The sequence below is a fragment of the Celeribacter sp. SCSIO 80838 genome (assembly GCF_056498065.1).
Genome location: NZ_JAZKMA010000001.1, coordinates 1,090,483 through 1,112,740, shown reverse-complemented (window position 1 = coordinate 1,112,740; position 22,258 = coordinate 1,090,483). Strand labels below are relative to the sequence as shown.

22 protein-coding genes are annotated in these 22,258 nt (G+C 61.7%); 14 read left to right on the top strand and 8 right to left on the bottom strand.

Annotation, left to right across the window (positions count from 1 at the left end):
* Positions 1–196: 196 nt before the first annotated feature.
* On the top strand, positions 197–2,365 hold the full coding sequence (locus V1475_RS05410; RefSeq protein ID WP_479411930.1) for a transglycosylase domain-containing protein: 2,169 nt from the start codon (positions 197–199) through the stop codon (positions 2,363–2,365).
* 53 nt (positions 2,366–2,418) lie between these two features.
* Here V1475_RS05410 and V1475_RS05405 read toward each other — a convergent pair whose 3' ends face one another.
* Positions 2,419–3,003 (bottom strand): MlaC/ttg2D family ABC transporter substrate-binding protein, encoded by a 585-nt coding sequence (locus tag V1475_RS05405; protein WP_434289464.1) that lies wholly within the window; start codon positions 3,001–3,003, stop codon positions 2,419–2,421.
* The gene (locus tag V1475_RS05400; RefSeq protein WP_434289466.1) at positions 2,996–3,766 is read right to left on the bottom strand and encodes an MlaA family lipoprotein; all 771 of its coding nucleotides are present in this window, start codon (positions 3,764–3,766) and stop codon (positions 2,996–2,998) included. Before V1475_RS05400 ends, V1475_RS05405 begins: the two co-directional genes overlap by 8 nt.
* A 199-nt stretch (positions 3,767–3,965) precedes the next feature.
* Here V1475_RS05400 and V1475_RS05395 point away from each other — a divergent pair, with 199 nt between their 5' ends.
* Genes V1475_RS05395 through V1475_RS05365 form a run of 7 tightly spaced genes read left to right on the top strand, consistent with a single transcriptional unit; the run spans position 3,966 to position 10,668 of the window.
* Positions 3,966–5,732: a type I secretion system permease/ATPase gene (locus V1475_RS05395; protein WP_479411929.1), complete on the top strand. Its 1,767-nt coding sequence runs from the start codon at positions 3,966–3,968 to the stop codon at positions 5,730–5,732.
* Positions 5,729–7,048 carry an HlyD family type I secretion periplasmic adaptor subunit gene (locus V1475_RS05390; protein ID WP_479411928.1) on the top strand — a complete coding sequence of 440 codons (1,320 nt, stop codon included), beginning with the start codon at positions 5,729–5,731 and terminating at the stop codon, positions 7,046–7,048. The genes V1475_RS05395 and V1475_RS05390 overlap by 4 nt, the downstream gene beginning before the upstream one ends.
* Positions 7,049–7,084: 36 nt before the next feature.
* Entirely contained in the window at positions 7,085–7,543 is a 459-nt protein-coding gene (locus V1475_RS05385) for a RidA family protein (protein ID WP_479411927.1), read from the top strand.
* On the top strand, positions 7,543–8,301 hold the full coding sequence (locus tag V1475_RS05380; protein ID WP_479411926.1) for a glycerophosphodiester phosphodiesterase family protein: 759 nt from the start codon (positions 7,543–7,545) through the stop codon (positions 8,299–8,301). The genes V1475_RS05385 and V1475_RS05380 overlap by 1 nt, the downstream gene beginning before the upstream one ends.
* Positions 8,302–8,353: 52 nt before the next feature.
* A complete protein-coding gene (locus tag V1475_RS05375) occupies positions 8,354–9,532 on the top strand; it encodes a GNAT family N-acetyltransferase (protein WP_479411925.1) in 1,179 nt (392 codons plus the stop codon).
* Entirely contained in the window at positions 9,525–9,827 is a 303-nt protein-coding gene (locus tag V1475_RS05370) for a 4a-hydroxytetrahydrobiopterin dehydratase (protein WP_479411924.1), read from the top strand. Before V1475_RS05375 ends, V1475_RS05370 begins: the two co-directional genes overlap by 8 nt.
* Positions 9,820–10,668 carry a mechanosensitive ion channel family protein gene (locus tag V1475_RS05365; RefSeq protein ID WP_479411923.1) on the top strand — a complete coding sequence of 283 codons (849 nt, stop codon included), beginning with the start codon at positions 9,820–9,822 and terminating at the stop codon, positions 10,666–10,668. Before V1475_RS05370 ends, V1475_RS05365 begins: the two co-directional genes overlap by 8 nt.
* A 35-nt stretch (positions 10,669–10,703) precedes the next feature.
* Here V1475_RS05365 and V1475_RS05360 read toward each other — a convergent pair whose 3' ends face one another.
* Positions 10,704–11,192 carry a redoxin family protein gene (locus V1475_RS05360; RefSeq protein WP_479411922.1) on the bottom strand — a complete coding sequence of 163 codons (489 nt, stop codon included), beginning with the start codon at positions 11,190–11,192 and terminating at the stop codon, positions 10,704–10,706.
* A gap of 78 nt (positions 11,193–11,270) precedes the next feature.
* Here V1475_RS05360 and V1475_RS05355 point away from each other — a divergent pair, with 78 nt between their 5' ends.
* The 3 genes from V1475_RS05355 to V1475_RS05345 are packed head-to-tail and all read left to right on the top strand — an operon-like array spanning position 11,271 to position 13,680.
* Positions 11,271–12,476 (top strand): NAD(P)/FAD-dependent oxidoreductase, encoded by a 1,206-nt coding sequence (locus tag V1475_RS05355; RefSeq protein WP_479411921.1) that lies wholly within the window; start codon positions 11,271–11,273, stop codon positions 12,474–12,476.
* Positions 12,476–13,036: a 16S rRNA (guanine(966)-N(2))-methyltransferase RsmD gene (gene rsmD, locus V1475_RS05350; protein ID WP_479411920.1), complete on the top strand. Its 561-nt coding sequence runs from the start codon at positions 12,476–12,478 to the stop codon at positions 13,034–13,036. Before V1475_RS05355 ends, rsmD begins: the two co-directional genes overlap by 1 nt.
* Positions 13,033–13,680: an HAD family hydrolase gene (locus V1475_RS05345; protein ID WP_479411919.1), complete on the top strand. Its 648-nt coding sequence runs from the start codon at positions 13,033–13,035 to the stop codon at positions 13,678–13,680. The genes rsmD and V1475_RS05345 overlap by 4 nt, the downstream gene beginning before the upstream one ends.
* 70 nt (positions 13,681–13,750) lie before the next feature.
* On the opposite strand, the gene V1475_RS05340 is transcribed toward V1475_RS05345, so the two are convergent.
* The 3 genes from V1475_RS05340 to sfsA all read right to left on the bottom strand — a co-directional run bounded on the left by V1475_RS05340 (position 13,751) and on the right by sfsA (position 16,626).
* The gene (locus V1475_RS05340; RefSeq protein WP_479411918.1) at positions 13,751–14,836 is read right to left on the bottom strand and encodes a TRAP transporter substrate-binding protein; all 1,086 of its coding nucleotides are present in this window, start codon (positions 14,834–14,836) and stop codon (positions 13,751–13,753) included.
* 213 nt (positions 14,837–15,049) lie between these two features.
* Entirely contained in the window at positions 15,050–15,865 is an 816-nt protein-coding gene (gene map, locus V1475_RS05335; protein WP_434289490.1) for a type I methionyl aminopeptidase, read from the bottom strand.
* A gap of 68 nt (positions 15,866–15,933) precedes the next feature.
* Positions 15,934–16,626, bottom strand: a complete 693-nt coding sequence (sfsA, locus tag V1475_RS05330; RefSeq protein WP_479411917.1) for a DNA/RNA nuclease SfsA — start codon at positions 16,624–16,626, stop codon at positions 15,934–15,936.
* Positions 16,627–16,672: 46 nt separating this feature from the next.
* Between sfsA and V1475_RS05325 the strand changes: the two genes are divergently transcribed.
* From V1475_RS05325 to V1475_RS05315, 3 genes are read left to right on the top strand one after another with little or no spacing between them, the layout of a single operon-like run.
* The gene (locus V1475_RS05325; RefSeq protein ID WP_479411916.1) at positions 16,673–17,410 is read left to right on the top strand and encodes a competence/damage-inducible protein A; all 738 of its coding nucleotides are present in this window, start codon (positions 16,673–16,675) and stop codon (positions 17,408–17,410) included.
* The gene (locus tag V1475_RS05320; protein ID WP_479411915.1) at positions 17,410–18,135 is read left to right on the top strand and encodes a GNAT family N-acetyltransferase; all 726 of its coding nucleotides are present in this window, start codon (positions 17,410–17,412) and stop codon (positions 18,133–18,135) included. The genes V1475_RS05325 and V1475_RS05320 overlap by 1 nt, the downstream gene beginning before the upstream one ends.
* Positions 18,132–19,049 (top strand): OmpA family protein, encoded by a 918-nt coding sequence (locus V1475_RS05315; protein ID WP_479411914.1) that lies wholly within the window; start codon positions 18,132–18,134, stop codon positions 19,047–19,049. Before V1475_RS05320 ends, V1475_RS05315 begins: the two co-directional genes overlap by 4 nt.
* A 34-nt stretch (positions 19,050–19,083) precedes the next feature.
* Here V1475_RS05315 and V1475_RS05310 read toward each other — a convergent pair whose 3' ends face one another.
* Positions 19,084–19,989, bottom strand: coding sequence for a LysR family transcriptional regulator (locus V1475_RS05310; protein WP_434289499.1), 906 nt, complete (start codon positions 19,987–19,989; stop codon positions 19,084–19,086).
* A 201-nt stretch (positions 19,990–20,190) separates the two neighbouring features.
* Positions 20,191–22,209, bottom strand: coding sequence for an FAD-dependent oxidoreductase (locus V1475_RS05305; RefSeq protein ID WP_479411913.1), 2,019 nt, complete (start codon positions 22,207–22,209; stop codon positions 20,191–20,193).
* Positions 22,210–22,258 lie beyond the last annotated feature (49 nt).

Here is a 22,258-nt window from a genome sequence, read left to right as displayed (position 1 = left end):
AATCCGCGCAGGAGGGGTGTGTCATTTGTAGGCGCCCCTGCTCAAGAATTATACATTTTGTGCATCAAGGTTAAAAAATAAGCGCAAAATAAATGGGCAAAGGCGACTCGTTTCGTCTCAACTTTCCCCTCAACATCTGCGGCCCAAGTCTTTACACTCACGGCAATTAAGAACGGATCGAGATCGAGCAAAAGACATGACCGGACCAAACCGGGGAAAGCCCAGGCTGGTGGCGGATAAACGCTATCCCGCGACCCAGAAGGCCCAAAAACACCAGACAAAGCCCAAGGCGCCGCAAAAACCGAAAGCGCCGAAAAAGCCGCGTGCGACGCGCGGGCGCAAGCGTTCGTCGAACATCTTTGTGCGCCTGATTGCCGGGCTTTGGCGACTGATCTGGATCACCCTGACACGGGCCGGGATCGCGCTTGTGGTGATCGTCGGCATCGCGGTGTTCTACCTCTACTCGAGCCTGCCGCCCTATGACTCGCTTCTCGACGGACGGGCGCGTGGCTCGGTCACACTGCTGGATCGTGACGGATCGGTGTTTGCCTGGCGTGGCGAACAGTTCGGCGGGCAAATCAACGCCGACACCGTGTCGCCCTATCTGAAAGAGGCGATCGTCGCCACGGAGGACAAACGCTTCTATCGTCACTTCGGCGTCAGCCCGCGCGGCATCGCCTCCGCCATTCGTATCAACATGTCGGAGGGGCGCAGCCCGCTGTCCGGCCACGGCGGCTCGACCCTGACGCAGCAGACCGCGAAACTTCTCTGTCTCGGCGTGCCCTACGATCCGAAAACGTGGAAGACCCAGACCGAATACGAGGACGACTGCCGCGAAACCACGATTGCGCGCAAGATCAAGGAAATGGTCTTCGCCATGGCGATGGAGGCGCGCTATTCCAAGAACGAGATCCTCTCGATCTACATGAACCGCGCCTATCTTGGGGCCGGTGCGAACGGGTTCGAGGCCGCCGCCCAGCGTTATTTCGGCAAATCCGCCGCCGAGGTGAACATCTCAGAGGCCGCCATGCTCGCGGGCCTGTTGCAAGCCCCGACCCGCTATGCGCCAACGAACAACCTGCAACGCTCGCAGGAACGCGCGGGGATCGTTCTCCTGCTGATGAACGAGCAGGGCTATATCACCGACGAGGAACGCACCTATGCCAAGGCGCATCCCGCCGAACTGTCGGAAACGGCCGAGAAACGCGCGGGCGGGTATTTTGCCGATTGGGTCATGGGTGCGGGGCCGGATTTTCTCACCCGCGACACCACCGAGGACGTGGTGATCGAAACCACGTTTGACCAACGCATCCAGAGCGCGGCCGAAGAGGCGCTCACCTGGATTTTCGAGAACAAGATCAAGGAAGGTTCCGAAGCGCAGGCCGCCATCGTGGTGATGTCCGCCGACGGGGCTGTGCGCGCCATGGTGGGCGGGCGCAAGCTCAAGGTCTCGGGCGCCTTCAACCGGGCGACACAGGCGAAACGCCAGCCCGGGTCAAGTTTCAAACCCTTCGTCTATGCCACGGCGTTGGACATGGGATGGTCCTATGACGATGTGGTGGTGGACGAACCGATCACGCTGAACATCCCCGGCTCCGGCCCGTGGACGCCGCAGAACTACGACCGCAAGTTCCATGGTGCCGTGACCCTGACCGACGCACTCAAACACAGCTACAACATCCCGGCGGTCGAGCTGGCGATGGATGCGGGGCTTGAGAATGTGCGCACCGTGGCGTCGAGCTTCGGGATCGAAAGCGATCTGGCGCAAGGCCCGGCTCTGGCGCTCGGTGTCTCGGAATCCACGCTTCTGGAGATGACCGGAGCCTATGCCGGGATCCTGAACGGCGGTTCTTCCGTGTCGCCCTACGGGCTCAAATCCCTGCGCCTCAAAGGCGACAGCACGCCACTGATGGGACAGGAAGGCGGGCTCGGCGAACGGGTCATTACACCGGATAGCGCCCAGCAGCTCATTTACATGATGTACAACGCCGTCCAGTCCGGCACCGGCGCGCGGGCGCAAATCCCGGGTTATGAGGTCGCGGGCAAGACCGGCACGACGCAGGCCGCGCGCGATGCCTGGTTCATGGGCTTTACCGCCGATTACGTTGCGGGCGTCTGGATGGGGTACGACGACAACTCTCCGCTGACCGGTGTCACCGGCGGCGGCCTTCCGGCCGAGATATGGCAACGCACCATGGCAGAGGTGCAAAACGGCCTCGAACCCAAACCCCTGCCGATGATCCGCCCCGCCGCGCCGCCCACGGTGCAACGGGTGCAGCCTTCGGGCAACGGCCAGCGCGGCAACAACAAGGCCGATAATGTGCTGCTCGATCTGCTGGGCGCGATTTTCGGCAACGGCAACTGAACAAAAAACGCGCCTCCCGGGGCGCGTTTTTCATTCCATCTTTTCCGTTTCGATCAGGCCAGTGTCGCCGTCAGCTTGTCGATCGACCCACCGGCCTTGTCGAGCATCGCCCCGATTTCGGCCCGTTCGGATTTCAACAACGAAATCCCTTCGATCTGCAAATCGATAAACTTGCCAGCCTTATCGTGCACGATAAAGGAAATGTCGAAGGGCGCTTCGCCCTTCAGGATCGCAGTGCAACGCACATCATAGATCGAGTTGATCTGCTGGGTGCTGTTGACCTGAATCTTGCCACCGATGAATTCCCGAAAGCGCGAGCCGTATTTGCGGGCGACATAGGTCTGGAACGCCTTGGTGAACGCGTTCAACTGCGCGCCCGAGGCGGAACGGGCAGGCGGGCCGAGCACCGAGCGCGCGATGTTGGACATGTCGGCATAACGCACCAGCACCTTCTCGAATTCGACATACATGGCCGCTTCGGACTTGCCCGAATTGATGATGGTGTTGATATCCGCCACGGCCTTGCCGATCAGCGCCTCCGCCTGCGATGCGGAAAAGGCCAGCGCCGCACGGGGCAGCACCAGAGCCGCGCCGAGCGCAGCGAGAGTCATGCGGCGTGTGAACCCGAAGTCACTCATAGAAGTCCTCGTAAATGTCATAGGTCGTGGCCTGCTCCGCCCCCTCTGCGCCCGCAACGATCGGCGTGCCGAGCTCATAGCGGCGATTGTCGAGATAGGTCAGGCGCATCTGGGAATAGCTGTCGGCGCTGTCATACAGCACGGATTCGTAGAGGTCCGAGTAACGATAGCGTGTATCGGCCAGATCGGCGACTTTCAGCCCCGTCTTATAGCTTTTCTCCGGGTTGCCCAAAAGGTTGCCCACCGGATCCAGCGCCATATCGACGATCAGGCCGAACGCATCGCGCTCCGTCGACGGTCCGTAAACCGGCAGCACGACATAGGCCCCCTCACCCACACCCCAGGTGTAAAGCGTCTCGCCGAAATCGGAATCGCGTTCCTCGAGCCCCATGCCGGTGGCCGGATCGAACAACCCGGCGATACCGACCGTGGCGTTGACCGCGAAACGCGCCGTGTTGTGCAGGGCATCGCCGAATCGCAATTGCAGCACGTCATTCACGACAGTGCCCGGAATGCCCAGCGTGTCGGAAACATTCGACAGCCCCTTGCGCAGCGGGTCGGGCACCACCGTGCCATAGGCGGTCGAAACGGGTTTGATCACCGCACGGTCGAGCGCCACGTTGGTCTCATGCCAGCTGCGGTTCACATCCTCATAGGGATCGTTGATTCCGCCCGTTTGTGGCGCGGCGGCGCATCCCGCCAGCACACCGAGGGAGAGGGCGGCGATCGACGGCGTGAACCGGGTTTGGAGAACTCGCATCATGAACAGACTTTCGGTTCGGGACGTGACAGGCCATTCCCGTCATAAGATATATGCCCAGATAGTATGACACGGATGAAAGCCCAATATTAACCCTCCAGGTGTTATGAGCTTGTGACATAGTTTCAACAGAGTGTGCACGGTTGCGCGGCAAAGCCTGTCCAACCCCGCATATATCGCGAAAACCGGACAAGACAGCCACATGAGTGAACACAGCCGCATCGGACAAGGGGAGCTGCGCAACGCTCGCAGAGAATCGCGTAACCTGTTCTGGGCTGTCGGGCTGTTTTCCATCTGCATCAACCTTTTGATGCTCACCGGACCGCTGTTCATGTTGCAGGTCTACGATCGGGTGCTCGGCTCCGGGTCCGAGGCCACCTTGCTTGCGCTGTTCGCGATCGTCGGCTTTCTCTACCTGATGATGGGCCTGCTCGACGGCACCCGCGCGCGGCTTTTGTCGCGGATCGGGGCGCGGTTTCAGAGCGCACTTGAAGATCGGGTGTTCCACGCCGCCCTTGCCCGTGCCGCGATGACCCCGCGCGAGGCCGGCAAGGGCCGCGCCATGGACCAGCTCTCTGCTCTGCGCCGGTTTTTCGGCTCCACGGCTTTTGCCGCGCTTTACGATCTGCCATTCACCCCGATCTTTCTTCTGGGGATCTCGCTGTTTCATCCCTCTCTCGGACTTCTGGCCACGGGTGGAGGCGCGGTTCTGGCCGCCGTCGCGCTGTGGCACCGCACCCTCGCCAGACCCGCACAGGACGCGATGATCCGCGCCGAAGCCGAGGCCAGCCAGACCGCCAGCCGCATAGGCGCCTCCGCCGAATCCCTCACCGCGCTTGGCATGCGCGAGACCGCTTATCGGCGCTGGCTCAGGATGCGTGACATCGCCCTTGAAAAGACGGTCACGAGCGAGGACACGACCCACGGTTTCGCCGCCGCGTCCCGTACCCTGCGTCTGTTCCTGCAATCCTCCATGCTGGCCATGGGGGCCTGGCTCGTGCTCGAACGTCAGATCACGCCGGGCGCGATGATCGCGAGCTCCATCCTTCTGGGCCGGGCACTGCAACCCGTCGATTTGCTGATCGGGCAATGGACCATCGTGCAACAGGCACAGCAGGGCTGGACCGATCTGGCAGAACTTCTGGGCAAAACGCCCAAACCGGAGCCCCGCACCGAACTGCCGCGCCCACGCGCACTGCTGACGGTGCATCAGCTCTCCGTCATTCCGCCGGGGCAACCGCAGGCCGCGCTCCGGATGATCGGTTTCGATCTGAACCCTGGCGAGGCCTTGGGCGTGATCGGACCTTCGGGGGCCGGGAAATCGACATTAGCGCGCGCCCTGACCGGGGTCTGGCAACCGGCCAGCGGCACGATACGGCTCGATGGCGCGAAACTGTCGCAATATGCCCCCGAAGCGCTCGGCGATTACATCGGTTACCTGCCGCAACAGGTGCAGCTTTTCGACGGCACGATTGCCGAAAACATCGCCAAACTGTCGCTCGCGCCCGATGCCGAGGCCGTCGTCTCCGCCGCGAAAAAGGCCGATGCGCATGAGCTGATCCTGTCGCTGCCCGAAGGCTACGACACGCCGGTGGCTGCGTCGGGCGGGCTTTTGTCCGGGGGGCAGATGCAGCGCATCGGACTCGCGCGCGCCTTTTACGGCGATCCGGTGATCGTCATTCTCGATGAGCCGAACGCCAACCTCGACAACACCGGTTCTCTCGCCCTGAACGCCGCCATCCGCCGTCACAAGAAGGACGGCGGCGCCGTGCTGATCATGGCGCACCGCCCATCGGCCATTCAGGAATGCGAAAAGCTCCTTGTGCTGGATGGCGGCATGCGCCGTGCCTTCGGTCCGCGCGATCAGGTGCTGTCCGACATGGTGAAGAATTCCACCGAGATTCAGAACGCCCGGACTGAGACCGGCTCCCGAAACGGCCCGACCTCAAACATGGGGGGTGTGCAATGAGCCCGCCCGCCAAGTCCCACTCCGCGACATGGCCCGCCCGCCGCATCGTGCTCTTCGGCCTGCTGTGCGTCACGCTCTTGATCGGCGGTTTTGGCGGCTGGGCGGTTTTCGCCCGGATCGACGGGGCCGTCGTCGCGACCGGACAGGTTCAGGTGGAACAAAACCGTCAGGCCGTGGCGCATCGCGACGGTGGCGAAGTGGCTGCCGTGCATGTCTCCGAGGGCGATCCGGTGCGCAAAGGGACGCTCCTGATTTCTCTGTCGCCGGACGAATATCTGAGCGAGCTTGCCCTGATCGAGACCCAGCTTTTCGAATATATCGCTCGCGCCGCGGGTCTTGAGGCCGAACGAGATGGTGCAGATGCGATCACCCTGCCCGCAGACCTCAGGAAACGGATGGCGGAGGACCCGCAAGTGGCCCATTCGGTCACAGGACAGCGCGACCTGTTCACCGCCCGGCGCGAAACGGCGCGGGCGGAGATCGGCCAGTTCGACAAGCAGCGCAGCCAGATCAAGGTCCAGATCGACGGGCTTGGCCGCCAGAAAGCCGCCCTGACCGCACAGCTTGAATTGCTTGAAGAAGACCTCGCCGCGCAAAACGCCCTGCTCGACCGCGGCCTCACTCAGCAAAGCCGGGTGATCGGTTTGCGCCGGGATGCGGTGAGCCTTGCCGCCGAAATCGGTCGCATCGATACGTCGCAGGCGCAGGCACGGGTGCAGATCACCGAGATCGAGTTACAAATCCTCAAGGCGGGCAGCGACCGGCGCGAGAGCGCCATCACGGAGTTGCGCGACATTCAGGCCCAGATCGGCAACCTGCGCGAGCAGCGCAGCGCGCTTCGGGCACGGCTCGACCGGCTCGACATCCGCGCACCTGTTGCGGGTGTGGTCTTTGACCTGACCGTCTTCGGCCCCGGAGCCGTGATTCAGCCCGCGCAGCCCGTGCTGTACATCGTGCCGCAAGATCGTCCGCTGATCATCACCGCCACCCTCAGCCCGGCTCATGTCGATCAGATCTATCCCGGCCAACCGGTGCGGCTGCGCTTTACCTCTTTCAACCGACGCTCTACACCGGAACTTGAAGGTCAGGTGACCCGTATTTCGCCGGACGCTTTCACGGATGAAGCCACAGGTGCAAGTTACTATCGTGCCGACATTCATATCTCTGAGGATCAACGCGCGCGCCTGCCCGATGGCTCGGTGCTTATTCCCGGCATGCCGGTTGAGGCCTATATGGCAACGGGGGAGCGCTCGCCCATTGCCTATCTGACGAAACCGCTCACAGATTACTTCACGCGCGCCTTCCGCGAAGACTGACGGCGCATCAAGACGACTCGAACCCAAGGACTGACCATGGACCTTTCCGCCAAACTCGCCGATCTCGGCCACACCCTGCCCGACGCTCCTGCCCCCGCCGCCAATTACGTACCTTTCGTGCAGAGCGGCCAGCAGCTTTTCATCTCCGGCCAGATCTCCGCCGATCCTGAAGGGCTGATCTGCGGCAAGCTCGGGGCCGATCTCGACACCGAGGCCGGGGCAAAAGCCGCCGAGCGGTGTGCGCTGGCGCTTCTGGCGCAGGCCAACGCCGCCGTGGGCGGGGATTTCTCCAAGGTGAAACGGCTGGTGAAACTGGTGGGGTTCGTCAACTCTACGGCCGAGTTCATCGAACAGCCGCAGGTGGTCAACGGCGCTTCCAATCTCATGGTCGCCGTTCTTGGCGAGGCCGGACGCCATGCCCGCTCCGCCGTCTCCGCCGCCAGCCTGCCGCGAGGCGTCGCGGTCGAGATCGAAGCGATTTTCGAGCTGGTCTGATGCCCACGCTTGATCCCGCCTTTTTCAAGGCCCCGATTGCCCATCGCGCTTTGCACGATGGCAATCACACCCGCGCCGAAAACAATATGAAAGCCATCGAAACCGCCATTGCCAGCGGGTTCGGGATCGAGATCGACCTCCAGCTGTCCGCCGACGGCGAGGCGATGGTGTTCCACGATTACAGCCTGCACCGCCTGACCGAGGGCTCCGGGCCTTTCGCCCAACGCAATGTCACCGAACTTGCGGAGCTGCGCTTCAAGACCGGTGAGGTCGGAGTGCCGACACTCGGACAGGTGCTCGATGCCGTCGCCGGGCAAGTGCCGCTTTTGATCGAGGTAAAGGATCAGGACGGCGCCATGGGCCCCAAGATCGGCCTCTTGGAAGAGGCTGCGGCGCGGGCGCTTGCGCACTATAAGGGACCGGTGGCGCTCATGTCCTTCAACCCGCATTCGGTCGCAAAACTCGCCGAGCTCTGCCCCGATATTCCACGCGGTCTGACGACAAGCGCTTGGGCAAATCGGGAGGACGAATTGGTCCCGGCTGCACGACGGGCCGAGCTTCGGGACATTCCGGATTATGACCGGGTGGGTGCCTGTTTCATTTCGCACCAATGGGATGACCTGTCCTCGCCGCGTGTGACCGAGTTGAAATCGGCGGGTGCGCATATTCTGTGCTGGACGATCAAAAGCCCGGAAGACGAGGCTCAGGCCCGCGAGATCGCGGAGAATATCACCTTCGAGGGCTACCTGCCGACTTGACGCCCGGAACCTGCGTGCCAGTTTCTAACCGAACGTGGCGCGCAGGATTTTCATGACGGACCAGATCGAGATCAGCCTGATCAACAGCCTCGGGGCAATGCCCCCCGAGGACTGGGATACCTGCGCCGCACCGGGAGAGGGGCGGCCCGAGGACCCGTTTGTCACGTACCGGTTCCTGATGGCACTCGAACGCTCCGGCTCGGTCGGCCCCGGAACCGGCTGGCAGCCGAGCTATCTGGTGGCACGGGCGGAGGATCAGGTGATCGCCGTCGCACCGATGTATGCCAAAAGCCACAGCCAGGGCGAATATGTCTTCGATCACAACTGGGCCCATGCCTATGAGCGCGCGGGCGGGCGGTATTATCCGAAACTCCAGATCGCCGTGCCGTTTACTCCGGTGACAGGGCGGCGATTGTTGACCCGACCGGGGTTCGAGAGCGTCGGTCAGGCGGCACTTGTGCAAGGCGCGGTCGAGGTGGCGGAGCAAAACCGCCTCAGTTCCCTGCACCTGACGTTTTGCGCCGACGACGAGGTTGCGGCAGGGAGGACCATGGGGCTGATGCATCGCACCGGGCAGCAGTTTCATTGGGACAACGCAGGCTACGCGACGTTTGACGATTTTCTCGCCGCCCTCTCGTCGCGCAAGCGCAAGAACATCCGCAAGGAACGCGCACAGGCGCAGGGGTTTGGCGGCGAGATCGTCCAGCTCACCGGCGACGACATCAAACCCGACCATTGGGATGCGTTCTGGACGTTTTATCAAGACACCGGCGGGCGCAAATGGGGCACGCCCTACCTGACGCGGGCGTTTTTCGATGAGTTGCATGACACGATGCGCGACGATGTGTTGCTGGTTCTGGCGATCCGCGACGGGCGCGCCATCGCCGGGGCGTTGAATTTCATCGGGCGCACGCGGCTTTTCGGGCGCTATTGGGGCTGTACCGAATATCACCCGAGCCTGCATTTCGAACTCTGCTACTATCAGGCCATCGACTATGCCATCGCCCAAGGTTTGCGCCGTGTCGAAGCGGGCGCGCAGGGCGAACACAAACTGGCGCGCGGCTATCTGCCCAACACGACGCATTCGCTGCATTGGATTGCCGATCCGGGATTTGCCCGCGCTGTGGAAGAGTATCTTGTGGCCGAACGCGCCGCCGTGGCCGAGGAGGTCGAGGTTTTGACCTCCTATGGCCCGTTCAAATCCACCCCCGAGGAGGAAGATCATGACTGAGCTTTTAAAAGGCACAGCCCGCGAAGAGGCGCTTGCGCCGCTTTTGACACAGGGCTGGACGGAAAGTTCCGACGGAACCGCGATTGAAAAACGTTATGTATTTCGGAACTTTATCGAAGCTTTCGGGTTTATGACACGGGTTGCGCTTATCGCCGAGAAACGCGATCACCACCCCGATTGGCGCAATGTGTACCGCACGGTCGAAGTCACGCTTTCGACCCATGATGCGGGCGGATTGACCGCGAAAGACATCGCACTGGCAGAAAAAATGGACGAGGCAGCGGCACATGTTTGAAAAACTTCTGAATTACGAAATCTACAACGGCCATACGGTGGGCGATTACCTGTCGCTTGAATTCCTTGCCGGGATTGCCGGTTCTATCCTTGGCGCCCTGCTCCTTTTGATCGCGGGCATGATGATTTCGGGCTGGGTCGGGCGCCGCATTCGCGCCATCGGTGCGCGCTACAAAAGCCTCGACGACACGCTGTTCAACTTCCTCGCCAATATCGCGCGCTATGCCGTTTTGGCCTTTACCATTCTGATCATCCTCAACACCTTCGGCATTCAGACCACATCTATCGTCGCCGTCATCGGTGCCGCGGGTCTGGCCATCGGTCTGGCTTTGCAGGGTACATTGTCGAATATTGCAGCAGGTGTGATGATCATCCTGTTTCGCCCCTTCAAAAACGGCGATTTTGTTGAGGTTGCGGGCAAATCCGGCACTGTGAAGGATATTTCGCTCAATTTTACCGAGCTTGCCGATCTGTCGAACGTGCAGGTGATCGTGCCGAACTCACAGGTTTGGGGCAATATCATCACCAACTATTCCACAAACCAAACGCGGCGCGCCGAATGGACCTTTGGCGTCGGCTATGGTGCCAATCTGAAAACCGCCGAAGAGGTGATCCGCAAGACGATCATGGCCGATCCGCGGGCGATGACCGAGCCGGAGCCGTTTATTCAGGTCAACAATCTCGGCGATTTCTCGGTCGATTTCCTCGTCCGTGTCTGGGTCAAATCTTCGGATTATTTCGCCTTCACCACCGACATGAAGCGCGCGGTCAAGGAAGCCATGGACGAGGCCGGGGTCGATATCCCCTTCCCGACGCGGACCGTGATCAACGCTGCCGAATGAGAAAACGCCCGGGATCAACTCCCGGGCGTTCTTTTTCAGATTTTCTCGACAAGCGACTCGCCTGCCGAGATTGTGCATTCACCGGGGCTGGTTTCAACTTCGAGAACCTTCACAACCCCGTCTTCGGCATAAAGCGCGAAGCGTTTCGAGCGGTTGATCAGACCTGCGGGAGGGGCGGTAAAGTCGAGGCCAAGCGCCTTGATAAATCCGGCCTCCGCATCGCCCAGCATGGTGATCCCCGCCGCATCCGCGCCCGTGTCCTTGGCCCAGGCGCCCATCACGAACGGATCGTTGACGGAAACGCAGATCACCTCGTCCACGCCCTTGTCCTTGAACTTCGGCATGGTGCGAATGAAGCTCGGCACATGGGCCGTGGTGCAAACGCCCGTATAGGCCCCCGGCAGACCAAAAAGCACAACCTTGCGCCCCTTGAACTTGTCCGCCAGCTCCACGGGCGCGGGTCCTTCCGCCGTCATTTCGAGCACGCTGCCGCCGGGCAGGCTGTCTCCAACCGAAATCGTCATGGTAATGATCCTCTGTGCGTTGTCATTCTGTCTTGCAACGATATAGGGTCGGGGCGTTTCGCGACCAGAGGAAAGATCATGAGCCACTTCATCGTTATCGGTGCCGGACAGGCCGGACAAAGCATCGTCACCACGCTGCGCGGGCAGGGTTTCGAGGGAGAGATCACTCTGATCGGCGAGGAACCCGTGCCGCCCTATCAGCGCCCGCCCCTGTCCAAGGCCTATCTCTTGGGAGAAATGGAACTGGATCGCATGTTTTTGCGGCCCGAAAGCTATTACGCCGACGCAAATATTACGCTGCGCACCGGCACCAAGGTCACCGGCATCGACCCAGTTGCGAAAACCGTCAGCATCGGCGACGAAACCCTGTCCTATGACAAGCTCGCGCTGACCACCGGCTCCGCACCGCGCCTTTTGCCCGCCTCAATCGGCGGCAATTTGGGCGGCGTCTATGCGATGCGCACGCTGGCCGATGCCGATGCGATAGAGCCCGAGTTCCGCGAAGGCGCATCCGTTCTGATCGTCGGCGGCGGGTATATCGGGCTTGAGGCCGCAGCGGTCGCGGCGAAGAAGAGGCTGAAGGTCACGCTCGTCGAAATGGCCGACCGGATTTTGCAGCGCGTTGCCTCGAAAGAGACCTCCGACTATTTCCGGGCGCTGCACCGCGCGCATGGCGTCGATCTGCGCGAAGGCGTGGGGCTTGTGAAGCTCACGGGGGATAGCCGAGTGAAAGCCGCCGAATTGACCGATGGCACCACGCTCGATGTGGATTTCGTCATCGTCGGCGTCGGCATCCTCCCCGGCACGGACCTTGCCGAAATGGCCGGGCTGGTGATCGAGAACGGCATCAAGACCGATCTGCATGGCGCAACCTCCGACCCCGATATTTTCGCCGCGGGCGATTGCGCCTCGGTCCCGCATGAGGGGGCGCAAATCCGGCTCGAATCCGTCGGCAATGCGATTGATCAGGGCGAGGTGGTCGCGAAAAACATGCTGGGTCAGGATGTGACCTATCTGCCGAAACCCTGGTTCTGGTCGGATCAATATGACGTCAAACTTCAGATCGCGGGGCTGTCCACAGGCCACGACCGGGTTGTGATCCGCGAAGGCGCGGGCACGCATTCGCATTGGTATTACAAGGACGGACAGCTCATCGCAATCGACGCGATGAACGATCCGCGCGGCTATATGGTAGCGAAACGGCTGATCGAGGGCGGCAAAAACGCCGACCCCGACAAGGTGGCCGATCCCGCCACCGATCTCAAAGAGCTGATGCGCGGCTGATGCGGATCATTGCCGGACAGTTTCGCGGATTGGCTCTGGCGGCCGTTGGCAAGGGCGACGAGGCCGCGCATTTGCGCCCGACCACCGACCGGGTGCGCGAGAGCCTGTTTTCCGTTCTGACCGCCGGGAAATATGGCGATGCCGTTGAAGACGCCCGCGTGCTCGACCTGTTTGCAGGCACCGGCGCGTTGGGGCTTGAGGCCCTGTCGCGCGGCGCCGAATGCGTCACCTTCGTCGATGACGGGCGCAAGGCGCAGGGGCTGATTTCGGAGAACATCAAGAAATGCCGGGCGGAGGAGCACTGTACGCTCATGCGCATGGATGCGACGCGTCTGCCAATGAACCCGTCCGAGCCGTATGATCTGATCTTCCTCGATCCGCCCTATGCCAAGGGGCTGGGCGAACTGGCGATTGCGGCCGCACTCGCAGGCAATTGGCTGACCAAACGCGCGCTCGTCGTCTGGGAAGACAGCGCCGCCATCACGCCACCCGAAGGTTTGATCCTTCTCGACACGCGCAAATATGGCGATACGAAAATCAACTTTCTGGAGCCCGCATGACACCCAAAGCCGTAATCTTCGATTGTGACGGGGTGATCGTCGACAGCGAACCGCCTTTGCTCGCCTTCCTGCAACAGGAATTCGCAGAGTTTGGTCTCAAGGTCTCGCTCCACGATCTCGAAACCCAATATGTCGGCGGCACCATGGCGCGTGTCGGCGAACGGGCGCGGGCCGCCGGGGCCGATCTGCCCGAGAATTGGGTGGAGGATGTCTATCCCCGCGTTTTCGACATGCTGCGCGCGGGCGTGCCTTTGATCCCCGGCATAGAAGCCGCCTTCGATGCGCTCGACGCGGCGGGCATTCCCTATGCGGTCGGCTCCAACGGGCCGATGGAGAAGATGGATGTGACGCTCGGCGCGTACCCGGATGTCTTCGCGCGCCTCAAGGGCCGCATCCATTCCGCCCATACCCATGGCACGGCCAAACCCGAACCGGGTCTGTTCCTGATCGCAGCCGAACAGCTCGGGGTTGTGCCGGAAGACTGTGTCGTGATCGACGACAGCCCTTCGGGCTGTATCGCGGCGCGCCGGGCCGGAATGCGGTGCTTTGGCTTCGACCGCCACGGCGATGGCGCGCGCCTGATCGCAGAGGGGGCAGAACACCTCTCCGATATGTCGGACCTGCCTGCAAGGCTCGGGCTCTAAGTCTCCTTTGCGATCAAATACTCAAAAAAAGGCCGCCCCAGAGCGGCCTTTTCTCAAATGATCACAGAAATCACTCGGTCGCGATCTTGTAAGCCGCACCATGGGCATCGACCCAGGGCGCCGCGTCATAAGCGTGCTCCATCGCCGCCTCGACATCGGCCACGAGCTTTTCGCCGTCGTAACCTTTTTCGTCCATCTCTGCGACCCAATCGGCGACGACCTCATCGCCCAAAGCGGTGATTTTGGCGGTTTCTTCTTCGCTCATCACGTTGACGGCATTGCCGCTCGCGGCGATGACCTTCACCCCGTCTTCGTCGCCCATGTCATAGGCCACACCGGACCAGCGCGACGCCATGAGGCCCGAGTTGCGGTCGATCACCTCTTTCAGATCGTCCGGCAGGCTGTCGTATTTCGCCTTGTTCATCGCCCAGAGGAAATAGAGGTTGTAGAACGACCGGTCCCCCGCCACATCGGTTTCCGCATCGGCCAACTCGTCGAGTTTGAGCGAGGGCGACATGGCGAATGTGATGATCCCACCGTCGATCACGCCTTTGGAGAGCGCTTCCGGGAAGGCCGGAGACGGCAGGCCCACAGGCGTCGCGCCCAGTTTTTCCAGAAGAAGAGTCGAGGTCCGGGTCGGCGCACGGAGTTTCAGCCCTTTGAAATCCTCGGCCTTGCGGATCGGGTCGCCTTTCTTGTGAACCAGCCCCTCACCATGGGCATGCGCCGCGATGATGTGAATGTCCGCGAAATCGTCCAAAAGGTGCTCCTGGGTGAATTCCCAGGCCGCCATCGAGGAAAGTTCCGCCGACTTCAACGAGAGGAACGGCAGTTCGATCGCCTCGGTCTCCGGGAAACGGCCCGGCTGATAGCCCGGGATGATCCAACCGCCATCAACCGCACCGTCACGGATCAGGTCGTACTGGTCCGCAGCTTTGCCACCGAGTTGCATCAACGGGTAGATCTCGACCTTGATGCGGCCGCCGCTGTCTTTCTCGACCTTGCGCGCCCATGGCTCCATGAAATAGGTCGCGGAACCGGCTTGCGGGGACACGAAATGCTGGAACCGGAGCGTAACCTCCTGTGCGGCCGCCGAGAGCGTCCCGGTGACAGACACAAGAGCCGCGAGTGCGGCGGATTTCAAAAGGGGGTTCATGGGCAAGCCTCCTTCGGGCTGTGAGTGCGGCCCGGTCGGGCCGCGGCCTTGATGACGTGGAGATTTGCTATGTCAGCGCCCCGCCATGCGCAACAGCCAGCACCGTTCTTTTATCTGACCATCCGGTCAGTCGATTGTAATTCCAATAAAAAAGGAAAGGGCGAGAAAATCCCCGCCCTTTCATAAAGTGACCCAAACCCGGTGTTTCGCGCCTCAGACCTTGTAGGTCGGGTGGAACAGGTTGCCCGGAGAGAGGGTGAAAATCTCGCATCCTGTGGCCGTCACGCCGATGGAATGTTCGTATTGCGCGGAGAGCGATTTGTCCCGCGTCACGGCGGTCCAGTCGTCCGACAGTACCTTGGTCTCGGGGCGGCCAAGGTTCACCATCGGCTCGATGGTAAAGAACATACCCTCCTCGAGCACCGGCCCGGAGCCCGGACGGCCGTAATGCAGCACGTTCGGCGGCGCGTGGAACACCCGCCCCAACCCGTGACCGCAGAAATCGCGCACCACCGACATACGGTGGCCTTCGACATAGGTCTGGATCGCGTGACCGATGTCGCCAAAGGTGTTGCCCGGCTTCACCGCTTCGATGCCGATCATCAGGCTGTCATAGGTCACCTGCAACAACCGCTCCGCCTTGCGCGACAGCTTGCCCGCGACATACATGCGCGAAGTGTCGCCAAACCAGCCGTCCTTGATCACCGTCACGTCAATGTTGAGGATGTCGCCATCCTTGAGCGTCTTGTGACCCGGAATGCCGTGACAGACGACATGGTTCACGGAAATGCAGGAGGCGTGTTTGTACCCCTTGTAGCCGATGGTCGCCGAGGTCGTGCCCAGTTCCACCACACGGCGCTCAATGAAAGCGTCGAGTTCTTCGGTCGACACACCCGGCACCACGAGCGGGGCCACCTCGTCGAGAATTTGCGCCGCGACCTGCCCGGCCGCGAGCATACCGGCATAATCGGCGTCCTCGTAGATGCGAATTCCGTCTTTGGTGATGCGGCCGCGATGCGTCTCGTCCAAGGGTCCAACTCCTTTGTCTAATTCGGCTCATATAAGCCCTTCGAGGCGAAAGGGCCAGTACCGGAGGGCTAAAGCGCGCGCACAGGGGTTGCGTCGAAAGTCACCGCCTCGGATGTCGCCCGGATCGGAAATATCATGACCTCGACCCCCGCCGCCTTTGCCATGCGCTCCGCCTCGGCATAGGCCGGGTCGATGTCGGCGGCGGGAGCGAAACATGTGCAATCGTCGCGAGACACCAGATAGAGCATCACGGCCCGGTCGCCCTCGGCCACCCGCGCGGCAAGCTCGCCCAGATGTTTCGCCCCGCGCGCGGTTCTAGCATCGGGAAATTCGGCAAGGCCCGGTTCACGCGACAGGGTCACAGATTTCACCTCGACCCAGATGTTCCGCCCGCCTTGAGACACCAAGAAATCGGCACGCGAGTTTTCGCCGTATTTCACCTCGGCCCGCACCTCGCCTTCGAGGCCGGGCACCTGCCCTGCCGTCAAAGCTTCCTTCACCACACGGTTCGCGATCCCGGTGTCCACAACCACCATCGCGCCGGGCAATTCAACAAGACGCAGCCCGTATTTGAGCTTTTTCTTCGGATCGTCATTCGGTTCGACCCAAACGCGCGTGCCTTCCTCCGCCAGCCCCATCATCGAGCCGGGGTTCGGACAATGCGCCGTGACCTCGCGCCCGTCCGGCAGACGGATGTCAGCGAGGAAGCGTTTGTACCGACGCAAAAGCGTGGCGGGGATTAGGTCCGATTGAAAGCGCATGGTCAGAGGCCTATACCGTTTGGGAAACAGTCTCAAGGAGACCGAGATGACCCGCACCGCCAACCCCACCGCCGCCATTCTGATCATCGGGGACGAGATCCTCTCCGGTCGCACCCGGGATGCCAACATGTATCACCTCGCGGGCGAGTTGACGCGCGTGGGGATTGATCTCAAGGAGGCGCGGGTGGTGCCGGACGATGCGCCGATGATCGTCGCGACGGTACGCGAGCTTGCGGGCAAATACACCCATGTGTTCACCTCCGGCGGCATCGGACCGACCCATGACGACATCACCGCCGATTGCATTGCCGAGGCCTTTGGCCTCCATATCGACATCCGCGACGATGCCCGCGCGCTTTTGACCGCGCATTACGAGGGGCGTGGCGTCGAGTTCAACGAGGCCCGCATGCGCATGGCCCGCATTCCCGACAGTGCGACGCTGATTGAGAACCCGGTGTCGATTGCGCCCGGTTTTTCGGTCGAAAACGTACATGTCATGGCCGGGGTGCCGAATATTTTCGAGGCGATGGTGGCGGGGCTTTTGCCGACGCTCACCGGCGGTAAACCGCTTCTGTCGCAAAGCTATCGCATCGACCGCCCGGAAAGCGCCGTGGCCGAACCGCTTGGCATGCTGGCGAAGAAATATCCCGATCTTTCTATGGGCTCCTACCCGTTCAACCGCAACGGCGCCTTTGGCACCAATATCGTGATCCGCGGACAGGATGGGGTGGAGATCGAAGCTGCGCTTCTTGAGCTTGCCGCGCTGTTCCCCGTCGACGCCTGATGGCCGATCCCGCTGCCCTCTTTGCCGCTTTCGAGGCCACATGGCCGCCTTTGACGCGCAAGTCCTTTGGTCCGTTCACCTATCGCAATGGCGCGGGAGGCGGCAGTCGGGTGTCGGCGGCGACTTTGGAGGGCGCGTATACGCCCGAAACGCTCGCCGCCCTTGAGGCGCGTTTCGCAGCGGATGGGCGGGACGCGCTGTTTCAGATTCGCAGTGGCGAAGAAGCATTTGATGCGGAACTGGCAACACGCGGTTATCGCATGTTCGATCCGGTCGCCTGCCTGATCGCCCCGCTGGAAACCTTTCCCGCGTCGAACCCGAAAAGCGGCTATGCCTGCTGGCCCCCCGTGGCAATCCAACGGGAAATCTGGGCCGAGGGCGGTATCGGCCCAGAACGCCTTGCCGTCATGGAACGCGCCCCCGACCCCAAATGCGCCCTGCTCGGACGGTTGGGCGACACACCTGCGGGCAGCGGATTCGTTGCAATCCATGAGGGGATCGCAGCCCTTCATGCGCTTGAAACCTTTGCTGCACACCGCCGTCAGGGCCTGGCCCGGGCGATGATGGCGCTCGCGGCCGATTGGGCGCGTGCGCAGGGTGCAAACAGCCTCGCGCTTCAGGTCACCCGTGCGAATACGAGTGCTCAGGCGCTCTATTCTTCGCTTGGAATGCAGGAAGCGGGACAGTACCACTACCGCACGAAACCCCTGTCCGAGGTCCAATGATCCGTCCGATTTCCTTCGCCTTTCTCCTCACCCTTGCCAGCGGCGCATGGGCGCTCGACCTGCCCGGTGCGGCAAATGAGACGGATCGGCGCGAGGAATTGGCCTCCGCCCAGCCCTTTCCCAGCGGCGCGTTTCAGGGCGAGGAAACGCCCCGGATCATGGCCGAGGGCGATATCGAACAGGTGGCCTACAAGCTCAACGGCACCTCGCTGACCAGTTACCAGATGATCGAACCGCTGCGCACGCAGCTTGAACAGGACGGATTTACAACGCTCTATGCCTGCGCCGACACGGTCTGTGGAGGGTTCGATTTCCGCTATCTTCTCGACCTTCTGCCGGAACCCGCGATGCACGTGAACCTCGGCGATTTTCAGTATCTTCTGGCCGCACACCCGGACGGGCGGTTTGTCTCCGCCCTGAGCAGCAAAGCGCGGGATGCGGGTTATCTCCAGATCAGCAAGGTCTCGCCATCCGATGCGCCCGAGGTGGAGCTCCGAACCCCTTCAACATCAGGGACCACTGCACCGCCTCAAAGCGAAGATCTGATCGAGCGCTTAAAGACGCGTGGCCGGGTGGTTTTGGAAGACCTGATCTTTGAAACTGGCGCGTCCAATCTCGGCGAAGGCCCCTTCGCCTCACTTCGGCGGCTCGCGGACTATCTCAAAACGCACCCCGAAGTGCGTATCGCCCTCGTCGGGCATACCGACACTGTCGGCGGGCTGGAGGGCAACACCGCCCTGTCGCGCAAACGCGCTGAAGCGGTGCGGCAACGGCTGATCCAACTCTATGACATCGCCCCCGGCCAGATCGCGGCGGAGGGCATCGGCTATCTTGCGCCGCGCACCTCCAATGCGACGGAAGAGGGGCGCGAGAAAAACAGAAGGGTCGAAGCGGTGATCGCCTCGACCCAGTAAGAGCTTCCGCTCCTCTCTTCCACGAGAAGTCAGTTTACCACTTGTCCGGGCCTTTATCGGCAAAGGCATGAACAAGGAAATCGATGAAGGCGCGCACCTTCGGCTGGGTGAACCGGCCCGGCGGATAGACGGCGTAAATCCCTTGGGTTTCCGGCGGCAATTCGGGGATCGCCTCCTCGATCAGGCCCTTTTCCATCGCGTCCGCATAGAGAAACGACGGCAGATAGGCGATACCGAGGCCGGAGATACAGGCGTTGAGCAGCGACTGCCCATCGTTCACCGTCAACCAGCCCGCCGTGCGAATCTGACGTTTTTCGCCCGAGGGGGCGGTGAGTTTCCAGACGGCGCCATTGGCCTGATTGGAATAATGCAGGAGCTTGTGCTCGTTCAGATCGTCGATCTTCTGCGGACGGCCGTATTTCTCGAAATAGGCAGGCGCGCCGACCATGCGCTTGGTGGTCTCGGTGAGCTTACGGGCGCGCAGCGTGCTGTCTTCCAGCTCGCCGATGCGCACGGCCATATCGAAGCCTTCGGAGATCAGTTCGACGTAACGGTTGTTCAGCACCATGTTGACCTGAATGTCCGGGAATTCGGACAGGAAATCGCCCAGCACAGGGGAGAGATGATTGACACCGAAATCTGTGGCCACAGAGATGCGCAACAGGCCCGAGGGCGCAGATTGCATCGAGGTCACCAGCGCGTCGGCCTCTCCGGCATCGTTCAGCACCCGGCGCGCGCGATCGTAATAGGCAAGACCGATCTCGGTCGGGGACACACGGCGGGTGGTGCGGTTCAGCAAACGAGCACCCAACCGGGCTTCAAGCGCAGAGACATGTTTGGAAACGGCGGACTTGGAAATCCCCATCTTCTTGGCTGCATCCGTGAAACCGCCCTGATCCACAACCGTGGCAAAGGCTTCCATTTCCGTCAGTCGGTCCATTTAATCTTACCTACAAATCTTGGCCCCTAGGGAAAGGGTTATCCCTCCGAAATCGGGCAAGAATGGGGAAGATGGGGGACAATAGCGTGGTCTCTCGGTGATCGTTTTGGGTCCGGAAACGCGGAAACAATCGGGAGACGGTGCGCTTTCCCCGCCGAAGAAGGCCTCCGGCGGGAGTATTTTTGCAACAAAGGAAACGGGTTAGAGCGAGGCGGCGAGGCGCGCGCCCTGATCTATGGCGCGTTTGGCGTCGAGTTCCGCGGCCACATCGGCGCCCCCAATGACATGGCAGGGTTTGCCTTGTGCTTCGAGTGCTTCTGCGAGGCTGCGCTCCGAGACCTGCCCGGCGCAGAGCACGATGGTCTCGGCCTCGATCAGTTGCGGCGTATCGTCCTTGGTGATCCAGAGCCCCCCCGGCACGATCCGGTCGTAAGAGACGCCGCCCATCATTTTCACGCCTTTCATCTGAAGCGTGGCGCGATGAATCCAACCGGTGGTCTTACCAAGCCGCTTGCCGGGCTTTTCTGCCTTGCGCTGAAGCAGCGTCACCTCGCGCAGGGGCGCGTCGGGTTTGGGACCGTCGGGCGAGAGGCCGCCACGATCCTGCACAGGATCGGTGATCCCCCATTCGGCTTTCCAATCCGTCAGGTTCAGCGTCGGGCTTTCCGAGGTTGTCAGGTATTCGGCGACATCGAAACCAATGCCCCCCGCGCCGATCACCACAGCGCGCGGACCGGCGGTGACCCGGCCTTTGAGAAGGTCGATATAGCTCACGGTGTTGCCATAGTCATGTTGACCGGGAATGTCCGGATCGCGGGGGGAAACGCCGGTGGCGATCACCACCTCGTCGAACGGCGCAAGCAGATCGGTCGTCGCCTCCGTTTCGAGCCGCAGGTCAATGGCGGAGGTTTTGACCATGGTTTTGAACCAATCGACAAGGCCGAAGAATTCTTCTTTGCCCGGCACTTGCTTGGCCATGTTGAGCTGACCGCCGAGTTCATTTGCCTTGTCGAACAGCGTGACTTTGTGGCCGCGTTGGCTTGCCACGAGCGCCGTCATGAGGCCAGCGGGACCGGCCCCGACCACGGCAACGGTTTTCACCCCTGCCGCCGGATCGTAACGCAGTTCCGTCTCATGGCAGGCGCGCGGATTGACAAGACAGGAGGTCAGCTTGCCGGAGAAAGTATGGTCCAGACAGGCCTGATTGCAGGCGATGCAGGGCGCGATCTCATTCGCCTTGCCAGCCGCGGCTTTGACGACAAAGTCGGGATCGGCAAGGAACGGCCGCGCCATGGAAACCATGTCGGCACAGCCCTCGGCCAACACATCTTCGGCAACCTGCGGATGGTTAATGCGGTTCGACGTAATGACGGGAATCGTAACCTCCCCCATCATGCGTTTTGTAACCTCGGCAAAGGCAGCGCGAGGAACGGAGGTGGCGATGGTCGGCACGCGGGCCTCGTGCCAGCCGATGCCGGTATTGAGAATCGTGGCCCCCGCTTTCTCGATCTCTTTGGCGAGGAGCACGACCTCTTCCCAGGTCGAGCCATTGGGCACCAGATCGATCATCGAGATACGATAGATCACGATGAAATCGGGGCCGACGGCCTCCCGCACACGTTTCACCACTTCGATGGGAAAGCGCATCCGGTTTTCATAGCACCCACCCCAGCGATCTTCACGCCGGTTCGTATGGGTGACGAGGAACTGGTTGATCAGGTAACCCTCGGACCCCATCACCTCGACGCCATCATACCCCGCCTCTTTGGCGCGGGCGGCGGCGGTCGCGTAATCGGAAATCTGTTTCTCGATCCCCGCCTCGTCCAGCTCGGTCGGTTTGAACGGCGAAATCGGCGATTTGATCGCAGAGGGGGCAACACAGTTCGGACCATAGGCATAGCGCCCGGCGTTGAGAATCTGCATCGCGATTTTGCCGCCCTCGGCATGAACGCGATACGTCACCATCCGGTGGTTCGCGATATCCCGATCCGTAAACAGCCCCGCCGCACCGGGGAACACGCCGCCTTCGACACTGGGGGCCATACCTCCGGTGACGATGATCCCCGCCCCACCACGGGCGCGCGCGGCGTAGAATTCGGCCACCGCGTCCCAGTCGCCGCGTTCTTCGAGCCCGGTGTGCATCGACCCCATCAGGGTCCGGTTGCGCAGAGTGGTAAAGCCGAGATCGAGCGGCGCCAGAAGATGCGGATAGTGGGTCATGTGATGTGCCTCCCTTTGCGCGCCAAAATGCGCAAGGGGCAGCCACATG

Coding starts and splice junctions, on each gene's coding strand:
- V1475_RS05410 (WP_479411930.1), top strand. CDS start 197: ATGACCGGACCAAACCGGGGAAAGCCCAGGCTGGTGGCGGATAAACGC.
- V1475_RS05405 (WP_434289464.1), bottom strand. CDS start 3,003: ATGAGTGACTTCGGGTTCACACGCCGCATGACTCTCGCTGCGCTCGGC.
- V1475_RS05400 (WP_434289466.1), bottom strand. CDS start 3,766: ATGATGCGAGTTCTCCAAACCCGGTTCACGCCGTCGATCGCCGCCCTC.
- V1475_RS05395 (WP_479411929.1), top strand. CDS start 3,966: ATGAGTGAACACAGCCGCATCGGACAAGGGGAGCTGCGCAACGCTCGC.
- V1475_RS05390 (WP_479411928.1), top strand. CDS start 5,729: ATGAGCCCGCCCGCCAAGTCCCACTCCGCGACATGGCCCGCCCGCCGC.
- V1475_RS05385 (WP_479411927.1), top strand. CDS start 7,085: ATGGACCTTTCCGCCAAACTCGCCGATCTCGGCCACACCCTGCCCGAC.
- V1475_RS05380 (WP_479411926.1), top strand. CDS start 7,543: ATGCCCACGCTTGATCCCGCCTTTTTCAAGGCCCCGATTGCCCATCGC.
- V1475_RS05375 (WP_479411925.1), top strand. CDS start 8,354: ATGACGGACCAGATCGAGATCAGCCTGATCAACAGCCTCGGGGCAATG.
- V1475_RS05370 (WP_479411924.1), top strand. CDS start 9,525: ATGACTGAGCTTTTAAAAGGCACAGCCCGCGAAGAGGCGCTTGCGCCG.
- V1475_RS05365 (WP_479411923.1), top strand. CDS start 9,820: ATGTTTGAAAAACTTCTGAATTACGAAATCTACAACGGCCATACGGTG.
- V1475_RS05360 (WP_479411922.1), bottom strand. CDS start 11,192: ATGACGATTTCGGTTGGAGACAGCCTGCCCGGCGGCAGCGTGCTCGAA.
- V1475_RS05355 (WP_479411921.1), top strand. CDS start 11,271: ATGAGCCACTTCATCGTTATCGGTGCCGGACAGGCCGGACAAAGCATC.
- rsmD (WP_479411920.1), top strand. CDS start 12,476: ATGCGGATCATTGCCGGACAGTTTCGCGGATTGGCTCTGGCGGCCGTT.
- V1475_RS05345 (WP_479411919.1), top strand. CDS start 13,033: ATGACACCCAAAGCCGTAATCTTCGATTGTGACGGGGTGATCGTCGAC.
- V1475_RS05340 (WP_479411918.1), bottom strand. CDS start 14,836: ATGAACCCCCTTTTGAAATCCGCCGCACTCGCGGCTCTTGTGTCTGTC.
- sfsA (WP_479411917.1), bottom strand. CDS start 16,626: ATGCGCTTTCAATCGGACCTAATCCCCGCCACGCTTTTGCGTCGGTAC.
- V1475_RS05325 (WP_479411916.1), top strand. CDS start 16,673: ATGACCCGCACCGCCAACCCCACCGCCGCCATTCTGATCATCGGGGAC.
- V1475_RS05320 (WP_479411915.1), top strand. CDS start 17,410: ATGGCCGATCCCGCTGCCCTCTTTGCCGCTTTCGAGGCCACATGGCCG.
- V1475_RS05315 (WP_479411914.1), top strand. CDS start 18,132: ATGATCCGTCCGATTTCCTTCGCCTTTCTCCTCACCCTTGCCAGCGGC.
- V1475_RS05310 (WP_434289499.1), bottom strand. CDS start 19,989: ATGGACCGACTGACGGAAATGGAAGCCTTTGCCACGGTTGTGGATCAG.
- V1475_RS05305 (WP_479411913.1), bottom strand. CDS start 22,209: ATGACCCACTATCCGCATCTTCTGGCGCCGCTCGATCTCGGCTTTACC.